General features: G+C 72.1%; 19 protein-coding genes. 8 read left to right on the forward strand and 11 right to left on the reverse strand.

Features of this window, described 5'->3' with window-relative positions; all coding sequences use genetic code 11:
* The first annotated feature begins 2 nt into the window (after window positions 1-2).
* From rfbA to ACYVGN_RS09665, 4 genes are read left to right on the forward strand one after another with little or no spacing between them, the layout of a single operon-like run.
* On the forward strand, window positions 3-872 hold the full coding sequence (rfbA, locus tag ACYVGN_RS09650; protein ID WP_055990295.1) for a glucose-1-phosphate thymidylyltransferase RfbA: 870 nt from the start codon (window positions 3-5) through the stop codon (window positions 870-872).
* Window positions 872-1,870 carry a dTDP-glucose 4,6-dehydratase gene (gene rfbB, locus ACYVGN_RS09655; protein WP_460790410.1) on the forward strand — a complete coding sequence of 333 codons (999 nt, stop codon included), beginning with the start codon at window positions 872-874 and terminating at the stop codon, window positions 1,868-1,870. The genes rfbA and rfbB overlap by 1 nt, the downstream gene beginning before the upstream one ends.
* Before the next feature lie 5 nt (window positions 1,871-1,875).
* Window positions 1,876-3,291 (forward strand): dTDP-4-dehydrorhamnose reductase, encoded by a 1,416-nt coding sequence (gene rfbD / locus ACYVGN_RS09660; protein WP_460790454.1) that lies wholly within the window; start codon window positions 1,876-1,878, stop codon window positions 3,289-3,291.
* On the forward strand, window positions 3,288-5,111 hold the full coding sequence (locus tag ACYVGN_RS09665; protein ID WP_460790412.1) for a hypothetical protein: 1,824 nt from the start codon (window positions 3,288-3,290) through the stop codon (window positions 5,109-5,111). Before rfbD ends, ACYVGN_RS09665 begins: the two co-directional genes overlap by 4 nt.
* Window positions 5,112-5,173: 62 nt before the next feature.
* Here ACYVGN_RS09665 and ACYVGN_RS09670 read toward each other — a convergent pair whose 3' ends face one another.
* Window positions 5,174-7,924: an SPOR domain-containing protein gene (locus ACYVGN_RS09670; RefSeq protein ID WP_460790414.1), complete on the reverse strand. Its 2,751-nt coding sequence runs from the start codon at window positions 7,922-7,924 to the stop codon at window positions 5,174-5,176.
* A 152-nt stretch (window positions 7,925-8,076) separates the two neighbouring features.
* Here ACYVGN_RS09670 and ACYVGN_RS09675 point away from each other — a divergent pair, with 152 nt between their 5' ends.
* Window positions 8,077-9,378, forward strand: coding sequence for a UDP-glucose dehydrogenase family protein (locus tag ACYVGN_RS09675; RefSeq protein ID WP_460790415.1), 1,302 nt, complete (start codon window positions 8,077-8,079; stop codon window positions 9,376-9,378).
* Window positions 9,379-9,444: 66 nt separating this feature from the next.
* Here ACYVGN_RS09675 and ACYVGN_RS09680 read toward each other — a convergent pair whose 3' ends face one another.
* The 8 genes from ACYVGN_RS09680 to ACYVGN_RS09715 all read right to left on the reverse strand — a co-directional run bounded on the left by ACYVGN_RS09680 (window position 9,445) and on the right by ACYVGN_RS09715 (window position 17,016).
* Complete coding sequence (locus tag ACYVGN_RS09680; RefSeq protein WP_055990309.1) at window positions 9,445-10,185, reverse strand: ABC transporter ATP-binding protein; 741 nt, start codon at window positions 10,183-10,185, stop codon at window positions 9,445-9,447.
* Between the two features lie 10 nt (window positions 10,186-10,195).
* A complete protein-coding gene (locus ACYVGN_RS09685) occupies window positions 10,196-11,113 on the reverse strand; it encodes an ABC transporter permease (protein WP_230667732.1) in 918 nt (305 codons plus the stop codon).
* Window positions 11,114-11,166: 53 nt separating this feature from the next.
* Window positions 11,167-12,264 (reverse strand): glycosyltransferase, encoded by a 1,098-nt coding sequence (locus ACYVGN_RS09690; RefSeq protein WP_460790417.1) that lies wholly within the window; start codon window positions 12,262-12,264, stop codon window positions 11,167-11,169.
* Window positions 12,265-12,313: 49 nt separating this feature from the next.
* Window positions 12,314-13,744: an LCP family protein gene (locus ACYVGN_RS09695; protein ID WP_460790456.1), complete on the reverse strand. Its 1,431-nt coding sequence runs from the start codon at window positions 13,742-13,744 to the stop codon at window positions 12,314-12,316.
* An 82-nt stretch (window positions 13,745-13,826) separates the two neighbouring features.
* Window positions 13,827-14,294 (reverse strand): 5-(carboxyamino)imidazole ribonucleotide mutase, encoded by a 468-nt coding sequence (purE, locus tag ACYVGN_RS09700; RefSeq protein ID WP_460790458.1) that lies wholly within the window; start codon window positions 14,292-14,294, stop codon window positions 13,827-13,829.
* A 162-nt stretch (window positions 14,295-14,456) separates the two neighbouring features.
* Window positions 14,457-15,575 (reverse strand): 5-(carboxyamino)imidazole ribonucleotide synthase, encoded by a 1,119-nt coding sequence (locus ACYVGN_RS09705; RefSeq protein ID WP_460790418.1) that lies wholly within the window; start codon window positions 15,573-15,575, stop codon window positions 14,457-14,459.
* A 110-nt stretch (window positions 15,576-15,685) separates the two neighbouring features.
* Window positions 15,686-16,213 carry a PH domain-containing protein gene (locus ACYVGN_RS09710; RefSeq protein WP_460790420.1) on the reverse strand — a complete coding sequence of 176 codons (528 nt, stop codon included), beginning with the start codon at window positions 16,211-16,213 and terminating at the stop codon, window positions 15,686-15,688.
* A 53-nt stretch (window positions 16,214-16,266) separates the two neighbouring features.
* Window positions 16,267-17,016, reverse strand: coding sequence for a biotin--[acetyl-CoA-carboxylase] ligase (locus ACYVGN_RS09715; RefSeq protein ID WP_460790422.1), 750 nt, complete (start codon window positions 17,014-17,016; stop codon window positions 16,267-16,269).
* Between the two features lie 201 nt (window positions 17,017-17,217).
* Between ACYVGN_RS09715 and ACYVGN_RS09720 the strand changes: the two genes are divergently transcribed.
* The 3 genes from ACYVGN_RS09720 (at window position 17,218) to ACYVGN_RS09730 (ending at window position 20,060) form a co-directional block, all read left to right on the forward strand.
* On the forward strand, window positions 17,218-18,039 hold the full coding sequence (locus ACYVGN_RS09720) for an endonuclease domain-containing protein (RefSeq protein WP_460790424.1): 822 nt from the start codon (window positions 17,218-17,220) through the stop codon (window positions 18,037-18,039).
* A gap of 186 nt (window positions 18,040-18,225) precedes the next feature.
* Window positions 18,226-19,821 carry an acyl-CoA carboxylase subunit beta gene (locus ACYVGN_RS09725; RefSeq protein WP_055990330.1) on the forward strand — a complete coding sequence of 532 codons (1,596 nt, stop codon included), beginning with the start codon at window positions 18,226-18,228 and terminating at the stop codon, window positions 19,819-19,821.
* Complete coding sequence (locus ACYVGN_RS09730) at window positions 19,821-20,060, forward strand: acyl-CoA carboxylase subunit epsilon (RefSeq protein WP_460790426.1); 240 nt, start codon at window positions 19,821-19,823, stop codon at window positions 20,058-20,060. The genes ACYVGN_RS09725 and ACYVGN_RS09730 overlap by 1 nt, the downstream gene beginning before the upstream one ends.
* Before the next feature lie 250 nt (window positions 20,061-20,310).
* On the opposite strand, the gene ACYVGN_RS09735 is transcribed toward ACYVGN_RS09730, so the two are convergent.
* Together ACYVGN_RS09735 and ACYVGN_RS09740 are read right to left on the reverse strand one after the other, a co-directional pair.
* Window positions 20,311-21,354: a hypothetical protein gene (locus ACYVGN_RS09735; protein WP_460790427.1), complete on the reverse strand. Its 1,044-nt coding sequence runs from the start codon at window positions 21,352-21,354 to the stop codon at window positions 20,311-20,313.
* On the reverse strand, window positions 21,351-22,589 hold the full coding sequence (locus ACYVGN_RS09740; RefSeq protein WP_460790429.1) for a sensor histidine kinase: 1,239 nt from the start codon (window positions 22,587-22,589) through the stop codon (window positions 21,351-21,353). Before ACYVGN_RS09740 ends, ACYVGN_RS09735 begins: the two co-directional genes overlap by 4 nt.
* Window positions 22,590-22,592: the final 3 nt, after the last annotated feature.

Genomic DNA, 22,592 nt, shown 5'->3' on the forward strand with positions numbered 1-22,592 from the left:
GGGTGAAGGGCATCATCCTCGCCGGTGGTTCGGGTACGCGTCTGCATCCGATCACGCTCGGCGTCTCCAAGCAGCTCGTTCCCGTGTACGACAAGCCGATGGTGTACTACCCGCTGTCGACGCTGATGCTGGCGGGGATCCGGGACATCCTGGTGATCACGACGCCGCACGACGCGGCCGCGTTCGAACGGCTGCTCGGCGACGGCTCGCAGTTCGGCGTGAACATCACGTTCGCGCAGCAGCCCTCGCCCGACGGCCTGGCCCAGGCCTTCACGATCGGCGCCGACTTCATCGGCGACGACAAGGTCGCGCTGGTCCTCGGCGACAACCTGCTGTACGGCCCCGGCCTGGGCAGCCAGCTCAAGCGCTTCGCCGACGTCGACGGCGGAGCCGTGTTCGCGTACTGGGTCGCCGAGCCGCAGGCGTACGGCGTGGTCGAGTTCGACGCCGACGGCAAGGCCGTCTCCCTGGAGGAGAAGCCCGCCGCCCCCAAGAGCAACTACGCGGTCCCCGGCCTGTACTTCTACGACAACGACGTGGTCGAGATCGCCCGCAACCTCAAGCCGTCCGCGCGGGGCGAGTACGAGATCACCGACGTGAACGCCGCCTACCTGGAGCGCGGCAAGCTCAGCGTCGAGGTGCTGCCCCGCGGCACCGCCTGGCTCGACACGGGCACGTTCGACCAGATGACAGACGCGGCCGACTACGTGCGCACGATGGAGCGCCGCACGGGCCTGAAGATCGGCGCGCCCGAGGAGGTCGCCTGGCGGCAGGGGTTCCTCTCGGACGACGAGCTGCGCGAGCGGGCGCAGAAGCTGGTGAAGTCGGGGTACGGCTCGTACCTCCTCGAGGTTCTGGAGCGTGGTCGCTGATGTCGAAGCTTCTTGTCACCGGCGGTGCCGGGTTCATCGGGTCCAACTTCGTGCACCACGTCGTCGAGCACACCGACCACCACGTGACGGTGCTCGACAAGCTCACCTACGCGGGCAACCTCGCCTCGCTCGAGGGCCTCCCCGAGGACCGCGTGCGCTTCGTGCAGGGCGACATCGCCGACGCCGAGCTGGTCGACGGCCTGTTCCGCGAGGTCGACGCGGTCGTGCATTACGCGGCCGAGTCGCACAACGACAACTCGCTGAACGACCCGCGCCCGTTCCTCGACACCAACATCATCGGCACGTACACGCTGCTCGAGGCCGCGCGCCGCCACGACGTGCGCCTCCACCACATCTCGACCGACGAGGTGTACGGCGACCTCGAGCTGGACGACCCCGAGCGGTTCACCGAGAGCACCCCGTACAACCCCTCGTCGCCCTACTCGTCGACCAAGGCCGGCAGCGACCTGCTGGTCCGGGCCTGGGTGCGCTCGTTCGGTGTGCGGGCCACGATCTCGAACTGCTCCAACAACTACGGCCCCTACCAGCACGTCGAGAAGTTCATCCCGCGCCAGATCACCAACGTGATCCGCGGCATCCGCCCCAGGCTCTACGGCACCGGCGAAAACGTGCGCGACTGGATCCACGCGGACGACCACTCCTCCGCGGTGCTGACCATCCTCGACAAGGGCGAGATCGGGCAGACCTACCTGATCGGCGCCGACGGCGAGGAGAACAACAAGGACGTCGTCGAGCTGATCCTCGAGCTGATGGGCCAGCCGCGCGACGCGTACGACCTGGTCGCCGACCGTCCGGGACACGACCTGCGCTACGCGATCGATTCCACCAAGCTGCGCACGGAGCTCGGCTGGCAGCCGCGCTTCCAGGACTTCCGCGCCGGTCTCGCGGACACCATCGAGTGGTACCGCGCCAACGAGGCGTGGTGGGCTCCGGTCAAGGACGGCGTCGAGGCGTTCTACGCCAGCAAGGGGCAGTGACGGCCGTGACGGAGCTGGGCAAGCAGCTGGCCGCGACGCCGACCGCCATCGAGGGGCTGCTGCTGTTCGACCTGCCCGTGCACGGCGACGCGCGCGGGTGGTTCAAGGAGAACTGGCAGCGCGAGAAGATGACCGCGCTGGGCCTGCCCGACTTCGGCCCGGTGCAGAACAACATCTCCTACAACGACCGGCCCGGCGTCACGCGCGGCATCCACGCGGAGCCGTGGGACAAGTGGGTGTCGGTCGCGACCGGCCGCGTGTTCGGCGCCTGGGTGGACCTGCGCGAGGGCCCCGGCTTCGGCAACGTCTTCACGGCCGAGATCGACCCGTCCACGGCGATCTTCGTGCCGCGCGGCGTGGCCAACGCGTTCCAGACGCTGGAGCCCGGCACGGCCTACACGTACCTGGTCAACGACCACTGGTCGCCCGACGCTTCGTACTCGTTCCTGAACCTGGCCGACGAGACCGTCGCCATCCCGTGGCCCATCCCGCTCGAGCAGGCGGAGATCTCCGACAAGGACCGCGCGCACCCGCGCCTTGCGGACGCCACGCCCGTCCCGCCCCGCCGCACGCTCGTGATCGGCGCGAACGGCCAGCTCGGCCGGGCCCTGCGCGCCCAGTTGGGGGACGCCGCGCACATCGAGTACGCCGGCCGCGAGGACCTGGACCTCACCTCCCCCGACCTGGCCGCCGCGCGCCGCTGGCGCGACTACGGCGTCATCGTCAACGCCGCCGCGCACACCGCTGTCGACGCCGCAGAGACCCCCGAGGGCCGCGCCGAGGCGTGGGCCGCGAACGTCACGGGCGTCGCGGCGCTCGCGCGCGTCGCGGCGCAGCACGACATCACGCTCGTGCACGTCTCGAGCGACTACGTGTTCGACGGCACTGCCGCCGAGCCGTACCGGGAGGACGACCCGATCGCCCCGCTGGGCGTCTACGGGCAGACCAAGGCCGCGGGCGACGCGATCGTCGCGACCGTGCCGCGCCACTACATCGTGCGCACCTCGTGGGTCATCGGCGACGGCGGCAACTTCGTGCGGACCATGGCGTCCCTGGCCGAGCGCGGCGTCGACCCCACGGTCGTCGACGACCAGACCGGCCGGCTCACGTTCACCGCGGACCTCGCCCGCGGCATCCAGCACCTGCTCGAGACGCGCGCGCCCTACGGCACGTACAACCTCACGGGCGCCGGCGAGCCCCGCACCTGGGCGCAGTACGCCGCCCGGGTGTACGAGCTGACCGGACACGACCCCGCCCGCGTCACGCCCGTCACCACTGCCGAGTACTACGCCGGCAACGACCGGCCCACCGCTCCCCGCCCGCGCAACAGCGTGCTCGACCTCACCAAGATCGAGAGCACCGGCTTCACCCCGCCGGACGCCGACGCGAGCCTCGTGCGCTACCTCGAGGCGACCCCGTGAGCCGCACCCGCCCGCCGGCCTTCCCGGTCGGCGCCGTCGCGCTCGCCCGTCCGCGGGACCCCCGCGCGGTGACGCGCATCTGGTGGATCGTCGCGGCAGGCGCCATCCTCGCCAACCTCGTCACGACCGCGATCGTCGGGCTGTCCGCGGACCAGCCGGCATTCCCGTTCGACGAGCTCCACCTGCTGCAGCTGGCGCGCCTGCTCGCGGGCGACCCGATGCCGGAGTACGGCTCCGCCGGCTACTTCCCCGGCTGGGGCATCCTGCTCACCCCGCTGTGGTGGTTCCTCGACGATCCCGACACCGTGTACCGCGCCGCGGGCATCATCGGCTGGGTGCTGGCCGCCGCGACCATCTGGCCGCTCGCGCTTCTCGTGCGCCGCATGCGCCTCGACCTGCCGCAGGCGCTCACGGTGGCAGCCGTCGTCTCCACGCTGCCCTCGCGCGCCATCCAGGCCGACTACGTCCTGAGCGAGCGGCTCCTGTTCCTGCTGGTCGTGCTGGCGGCCCTCGCGGCGTTCCGCCTGTTCGAGCACACCACGATCTGGCGCGCGGTGGTGTTCGCCGTCGCCGTCGCCGCGGTCTACCTGACGCACATGCGCATGCTGCCCGTCGTGCTCGCGAGCGGCGTCTGGCTCGTCGGCCTGCTCGTGAAGCGCTGGCAGGCCGCGCTGGCCGGCGGGCTCACGCTGGCCGTCGCCTGGTACGCGGTCGAGCGGATCGGCAACACGCTCAACGACGTCCTGCTCGAGTCGGAGCCGAATCAGAGCGAGTCGGTCATGAAGAACATCGAGAACTTCGTTCCCGGGTTCTTCGTCCGCGTCGCGCTCGGCCAGACCTGGAACCAGGTGGTCGGATCGTACGGGCTCGTGGCGATCGGGTTCGTGGCGCTGGTCGTGCTCGCGTGGCGGGAGGTGCGCCGGTTCCGGATGGGGCGCGCCACCTGGCTGTTCGGCGTCCTCGCGGCGTCCTGGCTGCTGTCGGTGCTCGCGTGGGCCAACGACTGGAACCTCTGGGAGAACCCGTGGCGCCGCCTGGACTCGTGGGTCTATGGCCGCTACCTCGACCCCGTGTCCGCGCTCGTGGTGGCGCTCGGCCTCGCGGTGGTCATCCGCGGCGTGCGCACGGGTATCTGGGCCTGGGCGACCGCGGGCACCGCCGCCCTGTTCGCGCCCGTGCTGGTGTGGCTCGCCCCGCAGGCGCCCACGTGGGCGCACGTGACGCCCGTGCACATCGCCGGCGTGCTCCCGTGGGGCTTCCTGCTGCCGACGGAGCCGTTCGATCCGGGCGTCATCCCGTCGTTCACGAACGAGAACCGGTTCTGGCTGTGGGCCTCGCTCACGGTGCTCGCGTGCCTCGTGGGCTACCTCGTCGTGCGGCGCTGGGCGCTCGTCGCCCCCGCCGCGGTCCTCGCCCTCGGCATCGCCGGCACGGCGGGCGCCGATGCCTGGTCCGACCGGTTCCGCGCGGGCGAGGAGATCCAGCCCGCCGACACCGCCGCGTTCGAGGAGTTCGTGGCCGAGACCGGCGAGACCGAGATCGCGTACGACTTCTCCTGCGGCCGTCCCGGCGGCTTCCCCGGCGTGTACTTCAACAAGCTGGGATGGAGCATCCTGCCCGACGCGGTGGTGGACCGCGTCGACTCGAACGGGGAGCCGAACCCGCCGTACGACATCGTGGTGTCGTGCGTGGGCGACTCGAACCTGCGCGCCTCGGGCGCCCTGCCGGTCGAGGGCATCGAGTTCTACGCGAGCTGGGTGTGGATCATGCCGGGCGAGCTCCAGGACAAGCTGCGCGCCGAGGGCCTGCTCATCGAGTGACGCCCTCCCCTGCGTCCGGCGGCCGGCGGATCACCCCTCGGCCGCCGGAGCGGGGATCCGGGTCAGCGGCTGCCGGCCTGCACGAACGCCAGCGTGCCCGCGTTCCACGTCAGGACGGTGGGCGTCTTCCCGCCGTTGAGCGACGTGGGCGTCTCGCCGGCGCGCAGCGCGCGCATCCGACCCGCCTCGGCCACGTAGGTCGTGGTGCCCACCTTCACGAACAGGCGCCCGCTGATGGCGGCGGCGGCCTTGGGCAGCGAGCCGCACGTGGCGGCGGCGAGGCCCTGGCCCGGCAGGCCTCCGAGCCCGGCGAGCGCGATCCGGTGCAGGCGCCCCTGCGCGGCCACGTAGTACCCGTCGTGGCAGCTCACGATCGGGCGGAGGCGGTTGCGGGTCTGCACGGTCAGGGCGGCGATCGCCTCGCGCGACGACACGACGGCGTGCCGCGAGCGGATGCCGAACTCCTCGCCGATGTCCCACGACGAGATCCACCACGCCTTCGCGCCGTCCGTGAAGTACACGGGGTCGGTGCCGCGCACCTGCATGACGGATCCGGACGGCGGCACGGCCGACGTGATGCGCGTGCCCTTGGGCAGGTGGTCGATCAGCGCATCCGCCAGGCGGAGCACGGTCGGCCAGCGCCCGCCCGTCAGGGCCTCCATGACGCCCCGGGAGGCGATGTGGCGCCAGCGTCCGGCCTCGGCGACGTACACGTCGCTGCGGCCGACTCCCTGCACGAACACGCGCGTCTGCGGCGCGGCGGAGGACAGCTCGAGCACTCCGCACGTGCGCGCGTCGAGCGTCGTCACGGGGAAGCCGGCGACCGCCGCGGCCGTCACCGGCTGCAGCGTGCCGCGCGAGGGCAGGTAGATCGTGCTGCCGCACTTGACGAACTGCGCGAGGGTCCCCCCGCTCGTGTAGCCCTGGTACGCGGTCGACGGGACGCCGGTGTCGCGCGCGCGTGTGAGCCCCATCTCTGCCGGATACAGCCACGTCGGCAGGTACAGCAGGCGCGAGTCCCACGTGGGCAGGTAGGTCCGCGTGGAGGCCGCGGGCTCAATGAAGCGCCCGGGCGCCCACCTCGTCGCGGTGACCTGGTACTGCGCGGCCTTGGCGGCGGGCATGACGGCCGCGTACGGCACGGCCCCGCCCGTGATGGCGGCGACGTTCGCCTCGTTGTAGATCGGGATGAGCGTCGAGCCGGAGATCCGGTGGATGGCGCCCCCGGACGTGCGGCGGGCCCAGCCGGTGATCGCGGCTCCGGTCGGCACCCGCGTGTACTCGGCCGAGGCCAGCACGGTCTCGGTCCCGCACGAGCCTCCCCAGGCCGACACCTGCGCGCACGACGAGAAGTGATGCCGCTGCCCGCCCTGCAGGAGCGACACGTCGCCCGTGGTCGCGTTGCGGAGGAAGAACGAGGCCTGACCGCCGTTCGGGATGGACTCCGCCGTCTCCGCCGTCACGGTGCGCGGCGCGCCGAACACGCGCTGGTACTCCGCGAGGGTCTCGCGCGTGATGTGCACCTTCTTGCGACCGGTGACGAGGTAGACGTGCGGCTCGGCCTTGATCATGGTGCCGTCCGCGACGCTCGTGACGCCGGTCCCGGTCGAGCCGAACCACAGCCGGAAGTAGCTGTAGAAGTTGCGGTTGCCGTACGACGAGCAGGAGTCGCCGGTGCCGAAGCCTGCCGCGAGCGCGGCTGCGTTGGGCTGGTACGGCGTGTAGTAGTACAGGTTCGCGGTCGCCTGGTTCTTGACGTAGACGCCGGACGAGCCGCACGCGGAGTTGGGGTGGTATCGGATGCTGCGCGTCCCGCCCGGCGCGTACCAGGTGAAGTAGGTGCTGGAACCGTAGATCTTCATCTGGCGGGCCGCGCCGTACACCTGGTTGAAGAACCCGTAGTAGGTCTTGTCGCAGTCGGCGGTGTCGGGGCATCCCATGCCCATCGCGATCGTGAAGCGCCAGTCGCTGGGCCAGGTGTGGGTGATCAGACCCTGCTCCTTCTGGAGCATGACCAGCAGCACCTGCGGGTTGATCCCGCACGCCTGCGAGACCTTGGAGATGATCCGGGCCGCGCTCTCGTTCGCTCCCCCGGTGTACTGCGCGCAGTACGCGTCGGCGGCGCGCGTCGGCGTCGTCTCGACGTACTCCTCGAGGCACGTGTAGCCGGACTGGCAGGTCGCGACCTTGCCGTCGATGAAGCTCGCGATCTGCGCCGCGGTCATGGTCGACCGATTGGTGAACACCGCGTTGCTGATGATGTCGCCCGGCACGAAGCCGACCACGGCGGCGGCCGGCACGAACGCCTCCTTGGGCGCGACCAGCTCGAAGCGGCTCGAGGACGCGTCGCCGCCCGATCCGGAACCCGACGCGGGGTACGGCACGTTCCCGGGGTTCGCGGCGTCGAGGGTCTCGTCGCCGGCCTTGTCGCGCTCGGCCAGCTGGTCCGCCCCCGCCCGGTGGTCGTCGCGATCCATCGGGACCTTCGCGACCGGCGGCGTGGGGGTCGCCTTCTGCTCGGGCGTCGGGGTCTCGGGATCGGGCGAGGCCGCCTGGGGCGCCTTCACCTCGGACGCGCCGGGCGCGTCGGGGGCCGGCTCGTCCGTGGCGGCCGGAGCCGCGGGCTCGGACGTCGGGGCGGGCTCGGACGTGGCGGCCGGAGTCGGGGCGGGCGTCGCCGCCGATGCCGACTCCAGCGGGAACAGCCCGGCCACGAGGGCGAGCGCGGCGAGCGAGGTCGCGAGGAGGCGCGCCACGCGCACCGGGGATCCGCCGCGGGGCATGGCGGGGCGGACGTGGTCGGGGGCACGCATGTGAACAGTGTGACAGAAGTGAAGAAGGCCTGGTAGACGGGCCCGATGCCCTCCCACCTGCCGGGACCGGCCCGCGCTCCCCATCCATGGAAGGATGGAGGGCGTGCGTGCGCGCGGGTCGGCCGCGGGCCCGACGAGAGGAGCCTTTCGGGATGAAGCTGAGCGTCATCGGCTGCGGGTATCTCGGCGCGGTGCATGCCGCGGCGATGGCGTCGCTGGGTCACGACGTGGTCGGCATCGATGTCGACGAGGCGAAGATCGGAAAGCTCGCCGCGGGTGAGACGCCGTTCTTCGAGCCCGGGCTGGCGGAGATCCTGACCGCGGGGATCGGGTCGGGCCGGCTGTCGTTCACGACCGACATGGGCGCCGCCGCGGACGCGGACGTGCACTTCATCGCGGTCGGCACCCCGCAGCGGCGCGACGGCGCCGGCGCGGACCTGCGGTTCGTGGACTCCGCCGTCGAGGGCCTGATCCCGCACCTGAAGCCCGGCTCCCTGGTGGTGGGCAAGTCGACCGTGCCGGTCGGCACCGCCGCCCGCCTGGCCGGGCTGGTGGAGCCTGCCGGGGCGCGGCTGGCGTGGAACCCGGAGTTCCTGCGGGAGGGCTTCGCCGTGAAGGACACGATCGAGCCGGACCGGCTCGTGTACGGCGTGGCCGACGCGTCCCGGGAGCAGGACACGCAGATCCTGGACGAGGTGTACGCGACGGCCCTGTCGACCGGGACGCCGCGGATCGTGACCGACTACGCCACCGCGGAGCTGGTCAAGGTCGCCGCGAACTCGTTCCTGGCCACGAAGATCAGCTTCATCAACGCGATGGCCGAGATCGCCGAGGTCACCGGCGCGGACGTCACCCAGCTCGCCGACGCGATCGGCCACGACAACCGCATCGGCCGCCGCTTCCTCAACGCCGGCGTCGGATTCGGCGGCGGCTGCCTGCCCAAGGACATCCGCGCGTTCGCGGCCCGCGCCGAGGAGCTCGGCAAGGGCGAGTCCGTCGCGTTCCTCAAGCAGGTCGACGAGATCAACCTCCGCCGCCGCCAGCGCCTGGTCGACCTGGTCGTGGACTCCTTCGACGGACAGGTCTACGGCCACCGCGTCGCCGTGCTCGGCCTGGCCTTCAAGCCCGACAGCGACGACATCCGCGACTCCCCCGCCCTCGACGTCGCCGTCCGCCTCAAGGGCCTCGGCGCGGAGGTCATCTCCCACGACCCCGAGGCCATGCCCAACGCCCGCCGCCTGCACCCCCAGCTCGACTACGCCGACACCGTCGACCAGGCCCTCACCGGCGCCGAGGCCGTCGTGATCGTCACCGAGTGGAAGCAGTACCGCGCCCTCGACCCGGTCACCACCGCCGCCCAGGTCGCCCGCCCCGTCGTCTTCGACGGCCGCAACATCCTCGACCCCACCGCCTGGCGCACCGCCGGCTGGACCTACACCGGCATGGGCCGCTGAGCCGCACCGAAACCGAGAACGCGCCCCCGGCTCAGCCGAGGGCGCGTTCTCGTTGATGCGGGCCGGTCACTCCCCCATCGCGCGGATGGCGTCGTCGACGTCGCCGTCGAAGACGAGCTCGCCCTTGCGGATCACGACCGCGCGATTGCAGAGCTCACGCACCATCTCCATGTCGTGGCTGACGATCACCAGCGTCTTGCCCGCGGCGATGAGTTCCTCGAACTTGGCGCGGCACTTCTCGCGGAACGGCGCGTCGCCGACCGACAGGATCTCGTCCACCAGCAGGACATCCACGTCCACGTGGATCGCGACCGAGAACGCCAGGCGCATGAACATGCCCGACGAGTAGTGCTTGACCTCCTGGTCGATGAACTGGCCGATCTCGGCGAACGCGACGATCTCGTCGTACCGCGCCTCGATCTCCTTCTGCTGCATGCCGAGGATCGCGGCGTTCAGGAACACGTTCTCGCGACCCGACAGCTCGGGGTGGAAGCCGGCGCCGACCTCGATCAGCCCGGCGACGCGGCCGCGCGTCAGGACGTGCCCGCCGTCCGGCTGCATGACGCCGGAGAGAAGCTTGAGCAGGGTCGACTTGCCCGAGCCGTTGTAGCCGAGGATCGCGATCGAGTCGCCCTCGTTCACGACGAGGTCGAGACCGTTGAGCGCGTGGAACTGCGTCGACAGCTTGCGGCCGCGGATCCAGCTGACGACCGTGTCCTTCAGCGAGTGCGCGTGATTGAGCATGAACGTCTTGCGGACGCCGTCGACGATGATGCTCGGCGTGTGCACGGGGGCGGTGGCTCTCATGATGCGTCGCTCAGAGGTCCTGAGCGAACCTCCCCTCGAGACGGCGGAACACGGCCTGGCCGATCAGGATGGTGGCCAAGGAGATGAGGGAGGCCCACAGCGTGAGCCAGCCCAGGTCGGGGTGCAGCGGGATGCCGAGCTCGGAGATCCGCCCGCGCGACACCGGCTCCCAGAACGCGTAGTGGAACAGCTCCACCGCCACGGTGATGGGGTTCAGCATGTACAGCTGCAGCAGCCAGCCGGGGAACGCGTCGCGCACCATCGTCCAGAAGTACAGGACCGGCGACGCCCACGTGACGAGCATCAGCAGCAGCTCGACGATCGGCTCGGCGTCGCGGAAGCGCACGTTCACGGCGCCGAAGAACAGCCCGGCGCCGAACGCGACCATCGCCAGGATCAGGATGCCCGCGAGGAACGCCAGCACGCTCATGACCGTGATGTTGACGATCCATCCCATGAACAGGCAGACGATCAGGAGGAGGCCCACCTGCGGGAGGAAGTGCACGAACGCGACGAAGACCGCGGAGACCGAGAACAGCTGGCGCGGCAGGTAGACCTTCCGCACGAGCGGCGCGTTGCCGACGATCGACCGCGTCGCGTTGCCGAACGCCTCGTTGAAGAAGTTGATGCCGATGATTCCGCTGAACAGGTACACCGGGTAGTTCGGGACGGTGTCGCCGAGCTTCATGAAGACGCCCATGATGAGCCAGAACACCAGGAACTGCGTGGCGGGCCGGACGTACGACCAGGTCCAGCCGAGCACCGAGTTGCGATAGCGCGTCGTGACGCCGGTGCGCACGAGGAGCTTCAGCAGGTAGTGCCACCGGAACACGTCGAGCAGCCCGCGGCTGGTGCCGGGGGTCTGGAACTCCGAGCGCGGCACGTGCGCGAACAGGTCGGGCGCGGAGACTTCGGGTTCACTCGGCACGAGCACTCATCCTAGGACAGGGCGACACGGGGAAAGCTGGATGCGTCGTCGCTTCAGAGGTCCGCGTGGACCTGCCACACGCGCTCGGCGGCCCCCGCCCAGGAGAACGCGCGCGACCTGTCCCGCCCCAGCACGCGCAGCCGGCCGGCGCCGCCCGTGAGCGAGCCGTCCGCGAGCGCGTCGACGAGCGCATCCTCGAGGCCGGCCTCGGGGACCACCAGGCCGCCGTCGAGCACGACCTCGCGATGCACGTCGGTGTCGACCGCGACGACCGGCGTGCCGAGCGCCATGGCCTCGACCACGCGCCAGGGCCACGCGGCGCGCAGTCCCGTCGCAAGGAGCACGGCCGCGGCGCCCAGGACGGCCGCCCGGTCGCCCTGATCGAGCCCGGACCGCGCGTGCACGCGGTCCGCCGCCACCCCCGACGAGGTGGCGAGCGCGGAGACGCCCTCCTCCTGCCTCTCGGGCACGTCGATCACGACGACGTCGAGTCCGGTGGGAGCCGCCGCGCGGAAGCCCGCCGCGAGCCCGTCGGAGGCGGCGGTGCCGCCCGCCATCACCAGGTACCCGGCGGGCAGCTTCAGCTCGCGGCGGCGGGCGTCCGCGTCCGTGGGCACGGCGAAGCCGTCGGGCTGGGCGCCAGCGATCACGCGGATCCGCTCGCCGAACCGCGCGTAGACCTCCAGCCTCTCGGCCATCGCGTGAGTCGGCACGATCACCGCGTCCGCGTGGCGCGCGGCGCGGCGCAGCAGGCCCCGCTCGGCCATCGCGACGGCGCGCGGCAGCTCGTCGGGCGCCTCCCAGGCGCGCAGGTCCCACAGGGTCACGACGGTCTGGTCGTGGTCGTGCACGCGGTCGTGCCGCACGAGCGGGGCCAGCAGGGTCGGCGAGTGGATCATCCCCCCGCCGACACCGGCCACCACGCCGAGCTGCCATGCGGCGGCGGTCTCGCGGCGGCCGAGCGGGAGGCGCCGGCCGGGGGCGACGCCCGCGATGGCGGGCAGCGTGCCCGCGGGAGCGATCGCCTCGACCGCGCAGCCCGACGGCGCCGTCTCGGCGAGCGCCGCCGCCAGGCCGCGCGACGCCATCGCGAGGTCGGGGTGGGTGGCGGAGACGAGCTGGTCGAGCACGACGCGAAGGGTGACCGTCATGCCTCGAACCTTAGTCAGCCCGCCCGGGAGGAAGCCTGGGCAGACCGACCTACGGCGCGGGGGTCTCGGTCTCCTCCACGGGGTGCAGCGTCGCCGCGATCAGCTCGCGGATCGCCGGGTAGTCGGGATTCTCGGGGTCGGGCACGGTCGGCGGCGCCAGCTCCACCGTGGTGACCGGCTGCTCCTTCGCCTTCAGCCCGAGGTCCACGAAGTACGACAGCATCGACTGCGGCAGGTCCGTCTCGACCAGGTTCTGGCCCGCCTGCGCGACCGCCTGGAAGCGCGTCAGCACGACCTCGGGGGTGAACTGCGCGAGGATCGCCTCCTGCAGCTGGCGCTGGCGCTTCATGCGGTCCCAGTCGCTGGTCGTGTAGCGCGAGCGGGCGTACCACTGCGCGGTGTCGCCGTCCATGCGCTGCACGCCCGGCTCGATCCAGCCGATCGCCCACTCCTCGGCCGGCTGGCCCTCGTAGGCGGGCCCGCCGCCCTTGGGCAGGCGCTGCGTGACCTCGATCTCGACGCCTCCGAGGGCGTCGACCAGATCCGCGAAGCCGTGCATGTCGATGAAGACGTAGTACGGGATCTCGATGCCGAGGATGCCCTCGGCGGCGTCCTTGGTCGCCTCGACGCCCGGCGACGAGCCGTGTGCGGCCGCCTCCGGATAGAGGGCCGCGCCGTCGCGGCAGAGCTCGACCTCGGTGCGCAGCTGGTTGATGCCCGAGCCCCAGCCGCACTCCGGGTCCGCATGCCCCTCGTGCCCGTACGGATACAGGTCCTGCATGGGACCGGGGCTGAACGGGAAGTGCGGGAGGTCGCGCGGGATGCCCGTGATGGTCGTGGCGCCGGTCTCGGCGTGGATGGAGACGACCGAGATGCTGTCGAACCGCATCGAGTCGCGGCCCTCGCCGCTGTCGGCTCCGAGCAGCAGGATGTTGTAGTACCCCTCGCTGGGCGGCACGGTGGGCCCGCCCAGGCCGAACACCGAGCCGATCGCGTCGCGCGCCGCGCCGACCGTCCCCGCCCCGTAGGCCGCCGTCCCGCCGGAGAGCACCATCAGGACGACCGACAGCAGCGCGATCCCGTAGCGCGCGGGCGTGCGTGTCCGCACGAGGCGCACGAGGCGCAGGGTGTCGATGCCGAGCACGATCCAGAGCACGCCGTAGGCGGCGATCAGCACCTGCGCGACCGTGAGGATCACGCCGCTCACGTTCACGGGCCCGACGCGCACCGAGGTCAGCAGCCACACGACGGCGTCCCGCCACAGCAGCATCCCGAGCAGGAACAGGAGCGCGATCGCCCACGCCCAGAGCGTGGCGCCCAGGCCGAAGCGTCCGAGCCGGCGACTGCCCGCGAGCGCCTGCGCGGATCCGGGGATGAGCCAGCCCAGCACGACGAGCCACCAGCCGCGGCGGGTCATCATCCCCTCGTCCGCGAGGTCGGGGCGCCGCAGCGGACGCTTCTCGATGAGCGCACCGCCCATCGCGGGGCGCGCGTGATGCGCGACCCCGCGGGATCGCGTGGCGGCTGCCGTCACCGCACCGGTCCGCTCGTGGCCCGCAAGATCACAGCGAGTCCTTCAGCCGGGCGTTCTTCTCCTCGACCTGGCGCTCGAGGTCGCGGGCGAACTCCTCGATGCGATCCGCGATGCCGGGGTCTGCGGCCCCCAGGATGCGCGCCGCGAGCAGACCGGCGTTGCGCGCACCGTTGATCGACACCGTCGCGACGGGGATCCCGGCGGGCATCTGCACGATCGACAGCAGCGAGTCCAGTCCGTCGAGGGTCTTGAGCTGGACGGGCACGCCGATCACGGGCAGCGGCGTCATGGACGCGAGCATGCCCGGAAGGTGGGCGGCGCCGCCGGCGCCGGCGATGATGGCGCGCAAGCCGCGTCCGCGCGCCTCGCGGGCGTAGCGCATCAGCTTGTCGGGCGTGCGGTGGGCCGAGACGACCTCGACCTCGTGCGGGATGCCGAACTCGGTGAGGGCGGCGGAGGCGTCGACCATCACGCGCCAGTCGGAGTCGGATCCCATGACGACGCCGATCAGCGGGGCGTCAGACGAATTCAGCACGCGCCCCAGGCTAGGACGAGAGCCTGGACGTTCCCGGATGCGACCCGGGAAACCACCGGGTTTCGCCCCGGAATGGCGGCATCCGCGATCGTTTCGCTCGAGTCGCCGGGCGGGCGCGCCCGATCAGGCGAAGAAGTCCGCGGCCGCGCGGGCCTCGTACGCGACGTCGTCCAGGTCGTCGCCCAGCGTGTTGACGTGGCCGACCTTCCGGCCGGGACGCGGGTCCTTGCCGTACGTGTGGATCTTCGCCGTCGGGTGCTGGGACATCGCGGCCGCGAACCGGTCGGTGAGCCCGGCGTCCTTCGGGCCGCCGAGGATGTTCACCATCACGGCCCAGTCGGCGAGCGGATCCGTCGCGCCGAGCGGCAGGTCGAGGACGGCGCGCAGGTGCTGCTCGAACTGGCTCGTCACGGAGCCGTCCTGCGTCCAGTGGCCGCTGTTGTGCGGCCGCATCGCGAGCTCGTTGACGAGGATGCGCTCGTCCGGGGTCTCGAACAGCTCGACCGCGAGCATGCCGGTCACGCCGAGGCCCTCGGCGATGGTCACGCCGATGCGGGCGGCCACCTCCATCAGCTTCTCGCTCGCGCGGGGCGCGGGCGCGATGACCTCGGCGCACACGCCGTCGCGCTGCACGGTCTCGACCACGGCGTACGCGACGACCTCGCCGCCGGGACGCCGGGCGACTTGCTGCGCGAGCTCGCGTGTGAACGGCACCAGCTCCTCGACCAGCAGCGGCCCCTCGACGGCCTCGAACCAGTCCGCGGCGGCCGCGGCGTCGGACACCACGCGCACGCCCTTGCCGTCGTAGCCGCCGCGCGGAGTCTTCACGACCGCGCGACCGCCGTGGTCGTCGAGGAAGGCCTGCAGCTCGTCCTCGCCCTCGACCGCCGCCCAGTCGGGCTGGGGCGCGCCGAGCTCGGCCAGCCGACGGCGCATCACGAGCTTGTCCTGCGCGAACTGCAGCGCATCCGGACCGGGGTGCACCGCGACGCCCGCGTCGACGAGCGCGCGCAGCACGGGCTGCGGCACGTGCTCGTGGTCGAACGTGATGACGTCGACGTCCTTCGCGAACTCCAGCACGGTGTCGACGTCGCGGTAGTCGCCGACGGAGGTCGCCGCGAGCGATGCGGCCATCCCGTCGCCCTCCGCGAGGACCCGCAGCTCGACGCCCAGCTCGACCGCGGGCGCGATCATCATCCGCGCCAGCTGTCCCCCGCCGATCACGCCGACTCGCATACCCATAGATCCTCCAAGTTGGTCAGGCTCCATCTTCGCGCATCCCGCACAACCCCGTTCGTCGCCCCGTCGGCCCCGCGTCCACAGCATTCACTTCTGAAAAGAAAGCGCCCGTTCTAAAGAAGGCTGTCCCGGTGCGCGAGGATCTGGTTCATCTCGACCTGGTCGGCGAGGACCTCTCCGATGAGAACGGCGCCAGGCACGTCCTTCATGACCAGCTGCCCCTCGACGCCGTCCGACAGCGTGAGGGTGCCGGTTCCGCGCATGCGCTGCAGGACGCTGCGGTGCGTGGCGACGGTGTAGCCCCGCGCGTGCGACATCTCGACGCGCGAGCGGGAGAGCATGCCGTTCCGGCTGATCACCCGCCGAGTGGTGATCGTGTAGGTGCGCGACAGCCAGACCGCGAACGGCAGGACAACGCCGAGCAGCACGAGCGCGCCCGCCGCCGCCAGAAGCATCCAGTCCTCGAAGGGCGCCGGGAGGTTGCCGTACAGGAAGCCGACGGCTCCCGCGACCGCGATGAGGAGCGCGGCCGACCACGCCAGGCTGCCGGCGTGACCGCGAAGCGTCGCGATGACCAGCTCGGGCGCGGGCGCGCCGGGGGGCGGCGTCACGGGACGCGAACCCGGGGTCGGCTGGCTCACCCCTCCATTGTGCCCACGGGGACCGACACGGCCCGCCGGGCGCGCCGGGGGGCTCAGCCGACGGCGCGGGCGTGCACGACGTCGCCCGCCGACACGGCACGGTCGCCGACCAGGAGGCGGCCCTCCGCGTCGAGCGCGCGGGCTCGGCCCCGCAGCGTCGAGCCGTCCGGCAGGGACACCGCGACCTCGCGTCCGATCGTCACGCAGCGCTCCGCGACCACGCCGTGCACGCCGGGGGCGCCCGACGCGGCGAGCGCGCCGAGCAGCCGGTCGAGCTCCGCGAGGTAGTCGGTCACGAGCGCGTCCTCGTCGCAGGACTCCCCGAGCGCGGCGAAGGACGTCGCGGTCGGCACCGGCAGGTCCTCCGCGGCCATCGCCGTGTTCACGCCGGACCCGATCACGACCGCATCCGGATCGCCGGTGCCCTCCGCGAGGATGCCGCAGATCTTGCGTCCGTCGACCAGCACGTCGTTGGGCCACTTCACCCCGACTCCGCGGCCCGGCAGCTGCGCCGCGACCGCGTGGGCCATCGCGGCGCCCGCGGCGAGCGGAATCCATCCGCGCGCGGCGGGCGGCACCTCGGGCACGCGCACCAACACGGACACGGCGAGCGCGGAGCCCGCCGGCGCCTGCCACACGCGGTCCAGGCGGCCGCGCCCGGCGCGCTGGTCGCGCGTGAGCAGCACCGACAGGTGCGGCAGCGACGCATCGGCGGCCGCGGCCACCAGATCCGCGTTGGTCGACCCGGTCGACTCCACCTGCCGCCATGCCCCGGCGACGTCCCGCGCCCGCTCGAACTCCATGCCGGAAGCCTAAGGTCACGCCGGACAAGGACTCCTCCGCCGCACAAGGATGATCGGGCGGCCGGCTTCCTGGTCTCACGCATTCCTCCTTGTCCCGTGCGACGGCCGACCGCTCGTCCACCGTCCGCCCTCACGGGCCGCCTTCTCCCGATCGACGCGGTGGCCGCCCCGACGGCGCCTCGCCCACGCCAGGCTCGGCCCATGGACCTGGTGCGGGAGCTCGCGGCGCGCGGCGGCTGGGCGAGCCGGCGGGCGCTCATCGCCGCGGGATGGCATCCCCGGAAGCTGCGCCAGGCGGCGCTCGAGGCAGGGCTTCCCCTCGTGCGCCGGCAGTGGCTGCTCCTGCCTTCCGCACCACCTGGAGTGCGCGAGGCGGCACGTGTCGGCGGCCGCCTGACGTGCGTCGCCGAGGCGGAGCGCATCGGCCTCTGGATCCCCCGGCGGGATCCGCGACCCCACATCGCGGTCCCGCGGAACGCGGATCTCACCCCGCGCGGCATCGCCCACTGGTCGACCGGCCCCGCTCCGGCGGCGGGCCTGCTGGTGGACCCGATCGAGAACGTACTGCATCACACCGCGTCCTGCCTCACCGAGCTCGAGACCTTCGCGATCTGGGAGTCCGCCATCCGCAAGGGGCTGATCACCGTCGACGCGATTCGACGCATCCGCTGGACGACCACCGCGGCTCGCCGTGTCGCCGCCGACGTCGGGGCCCACTCGGATGCGGGCACCGAGTCGTACCTGGTCCGGCAGTGCCGAGCGGCCGGCATCCCCTGTCGCCAGCAGGTGCACCTGTACGGCCGCGATGTGGACGCGCTGATCGGCGACCATCTCGTGATCCAGGTCGACGGCTTCGCCTTCCACTCCGACGCCGCGACGCGCACGGCCGACCTCGCCCACGACCGTCTGCTCCGGCTGCGGGGCTACACGGTCCTGCGGTTCACCTACGCCGACGTGATGCACCACTGGCCGGACGTCGAGGCCCAGATCCGGTCCGCGATGGCCCAGGGTCTGCACCTCTGACCCCGTCACCGCACAAGGAGAAGTCCACGAGACGAGGACGGATGGCGGCAGATCATCCTGGCCTCGCGCAGTCCTCCTTGTGCCGCGCCGGAGGCGGCGCCGTCGCCCCGGATGGCGACACACCACACAGGTTCCTCCGGGTCGTTGTGCGCGGCCGCCAAGGCTGGGCCGGGGTCCGCGGATAGGGTGGAACGCGTGACCGAACCCGACCTGTCGACCACCGCCGGCAAGATCGCCGACCTGCGCGCCCGCTACCACGAGGCCGTCGTGGCGGCCGAGGAGAAGGCCCGCGAGAAGCAGCACGCCAAGGGCAAGATGACGGCGCGCGAGCGCATCGAGCTCCTCGTCGACCCCGGCAGCTTCGTCGAGCTCGACGAGTACGTGCGCCACCGCACGACGGCGTTCGGCATGGACAGGTCGCGCCCGTACGGCGACTCGGTGATCACGGGCGTGGGCACGATCCACGGCCGCACCGTCGCCGTGTACGCGCAGGACTTCACGACCTTCGGCGGCTCGCTCGGCGAGGTGGCCGGCGAGAAGATCATCAAGATCATGGAGTTCGCGCTCCGCGGTGGGATGCCCATCATCGGCATCCTCGACTCGGGCGGCGCGCGCATCCAGGAGGGCGTCGTCGCGCTCGGCAAGTACGGCGAGATCTTCCGCCTGAACACCGCCGCCTCGGGCGTCATCCCCCAGATCTCGATCATCATGGGCCCGGCCGCGGGCGGCGCCGTGTACTCCCCCGCGCTGACCGACTTCGTGATCATGGTCGACAAGACCAGCCAGATGTTCGTCACCGGCCCCGACGTGATCAAGACCGTCACGGGCGAGGACGTCGGGATGGAGGAGCTCGGCGGCGCGTACACGCACAACACGCGCTCAGGTGTGGCCCACTACCTGGCCGAGGACGAGGACGACGCGCTCGACTACGCGCGCACGCTGCTCGGATTCCTTCCCGACAACAACATGGCCGAGCTGCCCGTCTACGAGACGCCGTTCGAGTGGGAGACCACGGATCCGGACCGCACGCTGGACACGGTCATCCCCGACTCCCCGAACCAGCCCTACGACATCCACGACGTGATCGGCCACCTGGTCGACAACGGCGACTTCCTCGAGGTGCAGCCGCTGTTCGCGCCCAACATCGTGATCGGATTCGGACGCGTGGAGGGCCGGACGGTCGGCATCATCGCGAACCAGCCGAAGCAGATGGCCGGCACGCTCAACATCGAGGCCGGCGAGAAGGCCTCGCGGTTCGTGCGCTTCTGCGACGCCTTCTCGGTGCCGATCGTCACGCTGGTCGACGTGCCGGGCTACCTGCCGGGAACCGATCAGGAGTGGACCGGCGTGATCCGCCGCGGCGCGAAGCTGCTCTACGCGTACGCCGAGGCCACCGTGCCGCTCGTGACCGTGATCCTGCGCAAGGCCTACGGCGGCGCGTACATCGTGATGGGCTCCAAGCAGCTCGGCGCCGACGTCAACCTCGCGTGGCCGACCGCGGAGATCGCCGTCATGGGCGGCCAGGGCGCGGTCAACATCCTGTACCGCGGCGAGCTGAAGCGGGCTGAGGAGGCGGGCGAGGACGTCGCCGCCGTGCGCACGCGCCTGGCGAACGAGTACACCTACAACGTGGCCTCGCCGTTCCTGGCGGCCGAGCGCGGCGAGCTGGACGGCATCATCGAGCCGTCGGCGACCCGAGTGGCGATCGCGAAGGCGCTGCGCGCCCTGCGCGGCAAGCGCGCGGAGCTGCCGCCCAAGAAGCACGGGAACATCCCCCTCTGATGGACGCGACGAGCGCAGAGCCGGGCGCGCAGCACCCCGCGCCCCGCGTCGAGGTCGTGCGCGGCGCGCCGACCGAGGAGGAGCTGGCGGCGCTGCTCGCCGTGGTCGGCGAGGAGTACACGCGCGAGACTGAGGAGGCCGTCGCCGAGGAGCCGCGCGTCTCGGCCTGGGAGCGCACGCAGCGCCGCTTCCGCGAGCCCCTGCGCCGGGACATCCCGTGGGGTCGCTTCGCCCGCTGATCCCCATCGGGGACAAGGGGGACGGATGTCCCCCAAAGTACCTACATACAGGGCTCTCGCGTCCCACGGATACTGAGTGTGGAAACGCTTGAGCGTTAGCGTTAGGCCGACCGTCCGCTCCAGGGTAGGCGCACGGGAATCGGCCCCTGATGCGGACGGTTTTCGGGTAACCGATCCGCGACCCGGTGGGGGAGGCATCGCCTCCCCCACCTTTCTTTGTACTGACTCGCGGAGCTCGAGCCTGGGGGCGTCAGCGCGTGGGGCGCGGGACCTCGCGCCAGAGCAGCACGTCGTCCTCGTCGCTGAGGCCGTCGCCGCCGGCCGAGCGGCCGACGATCGTCAGCGCCACCTGCGGGTCCGGCGCCGACCGGATGATGATGCGGGCGGCGTCGGTGCCCTCGAGCGTGCGGGCCAGCTCGCCGCGCACCTCCTCGAGCTCCGCGTCGGTCAGGTCGTCGAGGCCGCCCTCGTCGAAGACGGTCACCGTCGCGCCCCGCAGCCGCGCGGCGGCGATCGCCTCGCGCACGTCGTCGTCGAGCAGCCGCGCGCCGCGCAGCTCGTCGCGCAGCCGCCCCTCGGCCAGGCGGGCATCCGTGCGCTCGTCGTCGGTGAGATCCCCACCCGTCTCGATCACGCGCGACAGGATGGGCCCTGCCACCGCCAGGGCGTACTGCACCCGGCGTCTGCGCTCCAGGCGCCGGACGGCCTGCGTCGCCTGCCAGGCCGACGTGGCCTGCTGCAGCGCCGCGAGGCGCGCTGTGTCGCGGTACGCGCGATCCGTGAAGATCATCAGCAGCTGCGCGAGCGTGACCCAGACGACGGACCCCACGAGTCCCAGCGACATCGCGGCCGGGAGCCCGATCGCCGCCGAGGACTCGATCGTCAGGATCGCGATGCCGATCCAGGCGGAGATCGGACGATGGCGGACGCACACGATCGTCATGACGGCCCCGACGGCGCCCAGATACCAGGTCGCGTGCGACGCGGTGCGCTGCGCCTCGTCGGTGGCGGCCGTCACCAGGAGCGGGATGATGGCGGCGCCCGCGAGCGCGATCAGCGCCGCCCACCACGGCAGCGGCCGTCCGGCCCGCGGGGCGTCGTCGTCGGGGTCGACGGGCGGCTGGTGGTCGCGGTCGACGGCCAGGAGCACCAGCAGCGTGATCGCCACGTAGAGGCCGACCGCCGCGAGCGCCACCCCGAGATCGCCGCCCTCGGGGCGGACGAGGCCGCGCACGGCGAAGTACGCCGTGAAGGCGAGCGCGATGACCTCGAGCACGCGTCGGACGCTTCTCACAGCGCCTTCTCCCCGGTCCAGGTCAGCGCCACGGTGGTGCCGCGGGCGCCCGAGACGATCGTGGCGTCACCGCCGGCCGCGGCCATGCGGGCGAAGATCGACGCGCGGATGCCGAGGCGGTCTGCCGGGATCGAGGCGACATCCACGCCGGGGCCGGTGTCGGACACCTCGACCCGCACTCCCCGGCCGGCGGGCTCGACGCGCACGGCGAGGCCGACGCCGTCGGCGTGCTGGACGGCGTTGGCGACCGCCTGGGTCGCGGCCAGCACGACGGCGCGCGCCACCCGGCCGGGCACCACGGCGTCCTGGTCGTCGTCCTCGCGCTCGACCGCGAGCTGCACCCCCATGTCGGCGGCGGAGCGCTCGATGTCGGAGGCGATCGCCGAGCGTGAGACCGGCTCGTCGCTGCCCTCGGGGTCGTCGCTCTCGGCGTTCGCGAGGCGCGTCAGGGCTTCCCGCGCCATGGACACGGCGAGCTGCCGCTCGCGGTCGGTGCGGGCGCGCTCGGCCGCGATCAGCGCGGCGAGCACGCTGTCGTGCATCAGGGCCGCGACGGCGACCCGCTCCTGCTCGGCCGCGTCGGCGGAGGCCGCGCGCGCGTACGCCAGCACGGCCTGGGCGCGGGCGGCGTCGACTCCGCCCGCGAGGCTGCGCAGCACCCACGCGACGGTGACGAAGACCCCGCCCTGGATGAGCGCGACCGACACGTCGTACCCCGTGCTGACCCAGAACTCGGGCTCGGAGCCGCCGCGGATCAGCCGGATCAAGGCGTACAGGAGCGACATCCCGACCGCCCAGGCGTACTGCCACGCGAGCGGGAAGGCGACGACCGCCCCGACGGTCGCGAGGTTGATGAGGAAGAACGTCCAGGGCTGCGCGCCGGGGTCGGGCGGGGTTCCCGTCGTGGCGATGGGCCAGAACACGAGGGCGATCGGGTAGACGATCGCGAACACGGCCGACGCGGTGCGCGCGCGATACCCGGCCAGGCAGCACACGATCATGGCGGCGAGCGCGACGAAGACCACCATGTGGAGCACGTCGTGCGCCGGGCCGATCCCGTGCAGGTCGAGCGACACCACGAACGCCTGGCCGCCGACGCCGAGGCAGCCGACCGCGACCAGGATCTGGATGATCCGCTCCATGCGGGTCGCCGTGTAGCTTCCGGCGGAGGCGACGCCGAGGCCCGCTGCGGGTAGCCGGCCCCAGGCCTCGCGGAGCAGCCCCTGGGCGGTCACGCG

It is taken from the genome of Microbacterium lacusdiani (genome assembly GCF_054779895.1).